4 protein-coding genes are annotated in these 9,045 nt (G+C 57.9%); 3 read left to right on the forward strand and 1 reads right to left on the reverse strand.

Going from position 1 to position 9,045, the window contains the following annotated elements; all coding sequences use genetic code 11:
- From purL to aqpZ, 3 genes are all read left to right on the forward strand, one after another.
- Positions 1 to 3,776: phosphoribosylformylglycinamidine synthase (gene purL, locus ACRC1E_RS13405; RefSeq protein WP_438515591.1), on the forward strand; the 3,776-nt coding region annotated here is incomplete at its 5' end.
- Between the two features lie 211 nt (positions 3,777 to 3,987).
- Positions 3,988 to 6,276 carry an EAL domain-containing protein gene (locus ACRC1E_RS13410; protein ID WP_438515592.1) on the forward strand — a complete coding sequence of 763 codons (2,289 nt, stop codon included), beginning with the start codon at positions 3,988 to 3,990 and terminating at the stop codon, positions 6,274 to 6,276.
- A 258-nt stretch (positions 6,277 to 6,534) separates the two neighbouring features.
- Positions 6,535 to 7,227 (forward strand): aquaporin Z, encoded by a 693-nt coding sequence (aqpZ, locus tag ACRC1E_RS13415; protein ID WP_438515593.1) that lies wholly within the window; start codon positions 6,535 to 6,537, stop codon positions 7,225 to 7,227.
- A gap of 150 nt (positions 7,228 to 7,377) precedes the next feature.
- On the opposite strand, the gene ACRC1E_RS13420 is transcribed toward aqpZ, so the two are convergent.
- Positions 7,378 to 8,577, reverse strand: a complete 1,200-nt coding sequence (locus ACRC1E_RS13420; RefSeq protein ID WP_438515594.1) for a branched-chain amino acid ABC transporter substrate-binding protein — start codon at positions 8,575 to 8,577, stop codon at positions 7,378 to 7,380.
- Between the last annotated feature and the right edge of the window lie 468 nt (positions 8,578 to 9,045).

The raw sequence follows: 9,045 nt of genomic DNA on the forward strand, positions 1-9,045 counted from the left end.
TCACTTACGGTGCGGCAGTGCGCGCCTCTGAGCCAGAGGGCGAGCTCTTTCTGGTGACGCCGCGTCTGGGTACCTTGTCGCCTTGGGCGTCCAAGGCCAGCGATATTGCCCAGCATTGCGGGCTGGAAAAAATCCGCCGTATCGAGCGTGGCACGGCTTTTTATATCGCCGGTGCGGCCAGTCTGAGTGAGAGCGAGCGCCATACGCTGCGCGCGCTCCTGCATGACCGAATGACCGAAACGGTATTGTCCAGTCTGGATGATGCCGAGCGCCTGTTCACCCATTTTGATCCGCAGCCGATGAACTCGGTCGATATTCTGGCCGGTGGTGCGCCGGCACTGCGCGTGGCCAATGCCGAACTGGGGCTCGCGCTGTCCGACGATGAGGTCGATTATCTGGTCGATAATTTCACCCGCATGGGGCGTAATCCGACCGATGTCGAGCTGATGATGTTCGCGCAGGCCAACTCCGAACATTGCCGCCACAAGATTTTCAATGCCGAATTTATTGTCGACGGCGAGAAAAAGGCAAAGTCGCTGTTCCGCATGATACGCGACACGCACGACGCGCATCCGCAAGGCACACTGGTCGCTTATAGCGATAACTCCTCGGTGATAGAGGGCGGTTTTATCGAGCGCTTCTATCCTGCGCCGGATACGCACGAGTACGGCTATACCCACGAGCCGACAGCGATCCTGATGAAGGTGGAAACGCATAACCATCCGACCGCTATTTCACCGTTTGCCGGTGCCGCCACCGGTAACGGCGGCGAAATCCGCGATGAAGGTGCCACCGGTCGCGGCTCGCGCCCCAAGGCTGGTCTGAGCGGTTTTTCGGTGTCCAACCTGAATATTCCCGGCTTCAAGCAGCCATGGGAGCAATACAGCGAGTCGCAGGCCGAATACGGCAAGCCCGGGCGCATTGCCTCGGCGCTGGACATCATGCTGGACGGTCCTATCGGTGGTGCTGCCTTTAATAACGAATTCGGCCGCCCTAATCTGGCCGGCTACTTCCGTACCTTCGAAGAAGAAGTGCAGGGTGAAATGCGCGGCTATCACAAGCCGATCATGATCGCCGGTGGCGCAGGCAATATCCAGAATCAGCAGATTCACAAGAATATTATTCCCGAAGGCGCTTTGCTGATCCAGTTGGGTGGCCCCAGCCTCTTGATCGGTCTGGGGGGCGGTGCCGCATCGTCAATGGATACCGGCGCCAATAGCGAAAACCTCGATTTTGATTCGGTACAGCGCGGCAATCCCGAGATCGAGCGCCGCTGTCAGGAAGTGATCGATCGTTGCTGGCAGCGCGGTGCTGCCAACCCGATCGAATCCATCCATGACGTCGGTGCCGGCGGCCTGTCCAACGCCTTCCCTGAGCTGGTGAACGATGCCGGTCGCGGAGCGATTTTCGAGTTGCGCCGTGTGCATCTGGAAGAGCCGGGCATGAGCCCGATGCAGATCTGGTCGAACGAGTCGCAGGAACGCTATGTACTGGCCATCATGCCTGATGCGCTGGAGCGCTTTACCGCCATTTGCGAGCGTGAACGCTGCCCGTTTGCCGTCCTGGGCGTCGCCACCGACGATGGCCATCTGCAGGTCCGTGACGATGTCTTCGGCAATAAGCCGGTGGATATGCCGCTGAATGTGCTTCTGGGTAAACCGCCGCGCATGACACGCGATGTCGCGAGTGTGGTCAAGCAGATAGATGTATTCGATGCCTCGCGCTTCGGTCTGAAAGAAACCGCCTATCGCGTCTTGCGCTTGCCGGCAGTCGCCGACAAGAGCTTTTTGATCACCATCGGTGACCGTACCGTGGGCGGCATGACCGTGCGCGATCAGATGGTGGGACGCTGGCAGGTGCCGGTGGCCGACGTTGCCGTGACGACCATGGGCTTTAACAGCTATCGCGGCGAAGCGATGGCCATGGGTGAACGTACACCGACTGCGCTCTTTTCCGCGCCAGCTTCGGGGCGCTTGGCGGTCGGCGAAGCGCTGACCAATATTGCCGCCAGCTTTGTCGGTAATATTTCCAGCGTCAAGCTGTCAGCCAACTGGATGGCAGCTGCCGGACACCCGGGTGAAGAGGCCAATCTGTACCACACGGTGGAAGCCGTTTCGGCCATGTGCCAGCAAGTCGGCGTCAGCATTCCTGTAGGCAAGGACTCCTTGTCGATGAAGACGGTATGGTCGGACGACTCGGGCAAAAAATCGGTGACTGCGCCGCTGTCACTGGTAGTGTCCGCCTTCTCGGCAGTCGAAGATGTCCGTAAAACGGTGACGCCGGAACTTAAGGCGGACAAGGACACCGATATCATCCTGATCGATCTGGGTTATGGCCGCTGCCGTCTGGGTGGCTCGGCTTATGCCCAGGTCTGGAAGGCGATGGAAGGGCGAGCGCCGGATGTAGAGAGTCCGATGCAGTTGGCCAGCTTCTTTAATGCGATCCAGTCTTTGCTGCGCGACGACATGTTGCTGGCTTACCACGACCGCTCCGATGGCGGCCTGTTTGCGACCTTGTCCGAAATGATGTTTGCCGGACGTACCGGCCTGAGCATAGACGTGCAGGAACTGGTGATCGAGCGGCGCAATACGCAGCGCTATATCTCCGATTTTGTACAGCCGACGCCGGAAGCCGCGCTACATGGCCGCATCATGCGCGTGCTGTTCAATGAAGAGCTCGGTGCCGTACTGCAGGTGAAAAAAGCGCATACCGCTGAAGTGATTTCCCGCTTCATGAAAGCCGGTATCGGCCGAGAGTTGTTCGTGCTGGGCAAGGTCAACAGCAAGGACAGGCTGATCATCAAGCACAAGGGTGCAGAACTCCTGAACGAGTCGCGCACCGATCTGCAGCGTGCATGGAGCGAAACCAGCTACCGCATGCAGCGCCTGCGTGATAATCCGGCCTGTGCCGATAGCGAACACCTGCTCCTGTCCGACAATAAGGCTCGCGGTCTGTTTGCCGAGCTGTCGTTCGATACGCATCAGAATCCGGCTGCGCCTTACATCGCCAGCGGCAAGAAACCGCGCATGGCGGTATTGCGCGAGCAGGGCGTCAATGGCCAGATCGAGATGGCGGCCGCCTTTGACCGTGCTGGCTTCGAGGCGGTCGATGTACATATGAGCGACATCATCGCCGGCCGTATTTCGCTGGCTGATTTTTCCGGGCTGGCTGCCTGCGGCGGCTTCAGCTACGGCGACGTGCTGGGTGCCGGTGAGGGCTGGGCCAAGAGCATTCTGTTTAATGCCCGTGCCCGTGACGAGTTTGAAGCTTTCTTCGCGCGTCAGGACAGCTTTGCCCTGGGGGTGTGCAATGGCTGCCAGATGATGTCCAATCTGTCTTCCATTATTCCGGGTGCCGAAGCTTGGCCCAAGTTCCAGCGCAATGCGTCCGAGCAGTTCGAGGCGCGCTTTGCCATGGTCGAAGTGCCGGCCTCGCCGTCCATCTTCCTTGCCGATATGGCGGGTAGCCAGTTGCCGGTGGTGGTCAGTCATGGTGAAGGCCGTGCCGTGTTTGCCGCGGGCCGCGAAGATCAGGCCCTGGTAGCACTACGCTATATCGACTTTGCCGGCCGTCCGACCGAGACTTACCCGATGAATCCGAATGGTTCGCCGCATGGCATTACCGGTGTCACGACGGCAGATGGCCGTTTCACTATCATGATGCCGCATCCGGAGCGCGTGTTCCGCACGGTACAGAATAGCTGGCACCCTGATGCCTGGGGTGAAAACGGTGGCTGGTTCCGCATGTTTGCCTCGGCCAGACGCTGGGTGGGCTAAACGCAGTTTGAGTTGGCCAAATGAAAACGGGCACTGTCAAAGTGTCCGTTTTTTTGTGCCTGAGTGTGTTTATGTGTAATTTTTGCTTACGACATCTTTACAGGTGTTGATATAAACACATAGCATTGGCGGGGTAGTTCCTTAGCATAATGCATTACACCAAAAAAATAAGCGGCACAGAGGGTGAGGGGTGTGAGGATGGAGCAGTGTCATGAGTAGTCAGCGCGCAGACTTGCGCTTTGGGCAGGTGGATGGGGTAGATGAAGTCTGCCGTCTGGTCGGCTATGGCCCCCGCCAGCAAGAATGCCTGATGCAGTACGCGCCGCAACTGGTGGCCCAAGCGCAAGGCTTTGGCCAGCGCTATTTCGGCCATCTGCTGGAGTCCCGTCAGGCAGCACAAGCCTTGATGCCCCATTTGGGCGGACGGCTGCAGTTGCTGGCTGACCAGCAGCAAAAGCATCATCTCGATCTTTTATTGTTGCCGCTGGACGAGGCGCAAGCCCGGCACGCGCGGCAACTGGGTGAGGCCCATGCCCGCCTGGGTCTGGACCCGGCCTATTTTGCCGGCGTGGGCGAGATTCATTTCCAGGCGGCTACCGAGGGCATAGGCAGGCTGGCTCTCGATGTAGCGACTCAAGATCTGCTGATGCAGTCCGTTCGCAAGCGGATCAAGGTCGACATGCTGTTGCAACTGGCAGGTGCACTGGATAGCCTGAGCCTGACGCCCTATCAGCAAAGCGGCCATCCAGTAGCCATCGCGCCGCTTTCCCTCTTACTGGCCGAACTGGGTTGTCCGCAAATGCAGCAGGCGGAGCCGGCACAATTGGCGCAATACCTGGTCAGCGCCAGCCTGAAGCACGGTTTCTCGGCCGCCGCTTTTTATGCTTTGCACGATGGCCATCTATTGGCCGGAACTGGCGGCCTGCTGGATGAGGCCACGCTGACCCGGCTACTGGATGCTGCGGATACACATTGCCATTTGCACCGTAGCGTGGCAGAGGCACCAGCGCTAACGGCAAGCATCCCCCTGATACAGGCCGGCAAGGCACAGGCCTTGCTGGTATTGCGTAGTAGTGCAGAGACCTTCTTTACGGAAGAGCATCCCGGTATTCTCGCTGCTATCGGGCGTGAAGCCGGCCATTTGCTACGGGTTATGCCCGAAGTTGCCGTGGTGCAAGCAGAGCAAAAATTGGCCTATTTGTCTCATCATGACAGTCTGACCGGCTTGCCGAACCGCAGCGGCCTGCTCGAATTGCTGGATGCTACTTCGGGCGTGCCGCGCTGGGTGGCAGTGCTGGCGATAGACGGCTTTCACGATATCAATGCCCGGCTTGGGCATGATTACGGCGATCTGCTCTTGCTCGCTTGTGCCAGCCGTATTCGCGAGATGTTGCCAGAGGCCTGCGGCGTGGGACGGGTCGGAGCCGCGCGCTTTTTGTTGTATGGCGATAGCGCCGGTATTCAGCTTGAAAGCCTGATTGCCCGTGTCGTGCATACTCTGGAGCAGCCGATTGATCTGGGAAGCGAGCATGTTCAGGTCAAGTTTAGTGGCGGTGTGGTGCTGGATGATGCCGGCAAAAGCCCGGGTGCCGCCTTGCTGCGGCGCGCCGATCTGGCCTTGATCCGGGCGCGGCATCAGGGTGACAGCCATTGGCATTATTACGATGTGGCCATGGATGAAGAAATCCGCCACCTGCATGGCCTGCGCAGCGAGTTTACCCAGGCCATCGCACAGCAAGAGCTGGCGCTCTTTTTTCAACCAAAAATCAATCTGCTCAGCCATGCCGTGATCGGTGTCGAAGCACTGGTGCGCTGGAAAAAAGATGGCCGTTTTGTGGCGCCGGGCCAGTTTTTCCCGGCTATAGAAACGACAGATTTGATGCGCCAGCTGGATCTCTGGGTATTGGGCGAGGCGTTGCGCTATGCAGTCATCTGGCAGCAAGCCGGGCAGGCGCTTCCCATCAGTGTCAACCTGTCTGCCATGACACTTAAGCACGACGACTTCCTGCCTATGCTGGAGGCTTTGCTGGCCCGGCATCCCGATGTCGCCCATCTCTTGGAAATAGAGGTACTGGAAACCCTGTCCCAGCAGGAGGCACAGCAAATTGCACACAAGCTGGTACGCTGCCGTGCGCTTGGCCTGCGCATCGCACTGGACGACTTTGGTACCGGTGCTTCGTCGCTGGTGCATCTGCAGCAGCTACCGTTTGATACCATCAAGATTGATCAGCGTTTTGTACGCATGATGATTGAATTCCCCGATAACGAGGCGATTATCCGCAGCATGGTTTCTTATGCCAGCCATAGCGGTCGTCGTCTGGTAGTCGAGGGCATAGAAAGCCAGCAAATCTGGCAGCGCCTGCTTGAGCTGGGCTGCGAGGATGGTCAGGGCTACGAGATTTCCCCGCCTATGTCGGCGGCTACCCTTGTCCAGTGGCTGATCGCGTGGCGTCAACAGACTACGCAGCACAAGCTGATGCAGGGCATCGCCATGGTGTGAACGGCAAGGGCAAACAGGCAACTCACCGCAGGTCTGTCTATCCCCGTTTTTATTTTGCCCGGCTTTATGGCCGGGCTTTTTCATGCATTGTTTGCATACAAACCCGCCGTCTATGGCCGTCAGGCTGACTATAGTGTGAGGCGTGACGGTGGGCATCCTCTGCCGGGCTGCCTGCTTGGTATCAGGCCGCTATCCTTCGATAGGCTTGAGTCATAACAGTCTGTATGTAATTGAACGCTAACTTCCCGAGAGGTGAATATGAAAGCATATTTGGCCGAGTTGATCGGCACATTCTGGCTGGTATTGGGTGGCTGTGGCAGTGCGGTGCTGGCGGCAGCCTTCCCTGAACTGGGTATCGGTTTTGCCGGTGTGGCACTGGCCTTCGGCCTGACCGTGGTGTCCATGTGCTATGCCATCGGGCCGATTTCCGGTGGTCATTTGAATCCTGCTATTTCGGTGGGACTGTGGGCGGGTGGCCGCTTTCCGGCAGGCAAGCTGCTGCCTTACATCATTGCACAAGTGATAGGCGGCCTGATTGCCGGTGGCGTACTGTATTTGATTGCCAGCGGCAAAGCCGGTTTCGATCTGGCTGGCGGCTTTGCCAGTAACGGCTATGGCGAACATTCGCCAGGCGGTTACAGCATGCTGTCGGTGCTGATTTGTGAAGTGGTGATGACCATGATGTTCGTGTTCGTGGTGATGGGTTCGACCAGTAAAAAAGCGCCGGCCGGTTTTGCCCCCTTGGCTATCGGCCTGTGCCTGACACTGGTGCACCTGATTTCCATTCCGGTATCCAATACCTCGGTCAACCCGGCGCGCAGTACCGGTGTCGCGCTGTATGCCGGCGGCTGGGCGATAGACCAGTTGTGGCTGTTCTGGCTGGCACCGATCGTGGGCGGTGTGCTGGGTGGCATCCTGTATCGCATACTGGACGATAACCAGACGGCTTGAGTCGGTTTGTCTGTGAAATAATCCGGTCTTGCTCGCCGGGTATTAATAGGATGGCCGGTCTGAATTCAACACCCCACTTGCAGGGGTATCGGATTCAGACCGGCCATTTCCGTTGCACTGATGGCGGCGCTTTGCCGTGGCTTATCCGCTTTACAGTGCGGCTGATGCGGCCTTGGCAAGCGGCGCACCCACGGTTTGCCAAGCGCCTCCCTTGAGCTGATACAGGGTGACCGTGCCTTGCTTGATATCACCCTTGCCATCAAAAGCAATCGCACCGGTCACGCCTTCAAGCTGGGTTTTGGATAGCTCGGGCAGGTATTTCACCGGTTCGGCCGAGTCGGCGCGCTTCATGGCAGAAATAAGTACACGGGTGGCATCATAGGCGTAAGGCGCGTAAGCCTGAATATCGCCCTTGAAGCGGGTCTTGAAACGCTGGTTAAAGCCGGCATAGCCCGGCATCACATCTTTGGCTGCCCCGGCGCTGGAAGCGTAGCTGCCTTCAGCTGCGCTGCCCGCCAGCTTGATGAACTCGGCAGTATTGACGCCATCCGCGCCCATAAATGGCGCCTTGATGCCGATTTTCTGCATCTGCTTGACCATGGGGCCCGCTTGCGCGTCCATGCCGCCAAAGAACACCAGATCCGGCTGGGTACCCTTGATCGAGGTCAGGATGGACATGAAATCGCTGGCGCTATTGCTGGTGTACTCGCGCTTGACGACCTTGCCGCCAGCCGCCTCGACGGCTTTGGCAAAGTCATCGGCCAGACCCTGACCGTAGGTGGTGCGGTCATCGATGATGGCGATATTTTTAGCCTTGAGTTCGCCTACGGCAAACTTGGCCAGAGCATCCCCTTGCTGGGTGTCATTGGCAATGATACGGAAGGTATTGCTATAGCCTTGCTGGGTAAACTTGGGGCTGGTCACCGAGGCCGCCACCATGGGTATGCCGGCATCGGAATAAATGCGTGAAGCCGGAATGGTCGCGCCTGAAGTCAGGTGGCCGACTACGCCGTTTACGCCGGCATCGAGAAAGCGCTGGGCGACTTGGGTCGCTGTTTTCGGATCAGCCTGATCATCTTCGGAAACCACTTCGAAGCGCACTTTCTGGCCGGCCAGCGTCACGCCTTCGGCATTGGCTTCTTCAATGGCCAGAACCACACCATTGTCGCTATCGCGACCCCAGTGGGCGAATGGGCCGGTCAGCGGGTTGGCTGAGCCGATCTTGACGATAACTTCACTGCTATTAGCGGCAGGCGCCGAAGCGGCGGCATTTTGGGTTTCATTGCCCTTGCCGCAGGCGGCGAGGGTCATGACGGAAGCCGCAATCAGGGTAAGACGGAAGAATTGCATGGGATGCCCTTTAATATGGTTTGAACAAACTTTTTTAGGGTCATGCACCACGAATGGTTTTTGGTCATTCTGGCTTGCAGGCTGTAAGGTTGGCAGCCTGTTTGTGTACGGTCGACTGGATACAATCGAAATACAGACGGCTCCATATTATCCGAGCCTAAGTTGGCGTCAATACCCTTTTGGCATTTTGTGTGCCTTTATTTATCCTTCAAGCAAGTAAGTGCGCTACTTACTCTTTTTTCCGGTATTTTTTGCTGTCACTAAGGCGCAGCGCGTAGAACGAAAAAACGGCCTGCTAGGCAGGCCGTTTCATAGTCAGGGCTGGGCTTACTGGGCAGCGCTAGCTGCCGGTGCTGCCGCTGCACCACCGACCGTGGTCAAGACATTCCACTTGCCGTTTTTAACCTGATACACCGTCACCGAACCATTGTTTACGTCGCCTTGAGGATCAAACGATACATCGCCGGT

It is taken from the genome of Craterilacuibacter sp. (genome assembly GCF_051659485.1).
Lineage (GTDB): Bacteria > Pseudomonadota > Gammaproteobacteria > Burkholderiales > Chromobacteriaceae > Craterilacuibacter.

Bases quoted from the DNA above. Each gene is read 5' to 3' on its own strand.
- ACRC1E_RS13420 (WP_438515594.1), bottom strand. From the start codon at position 8,577: ATGCAATTCTTCCGTCTTACCCTGATTGCGGCTTCCGTCATGACCCTC.
- ACRC1E_RS13410 (WP_438515592.1), top strand. From the start codon at position 3,988: ATGAGTAGTCAGCGCGCAGACTTGCGCTTTGGGCAGGTGGATGGGGTA.
- aqpZ (WP_438515593.1), top strand. From the start codon at position 6,535: ATGAAAGCATATTTGGCCGAGTTGATCGGCACATTCTGGCTGGTATTG.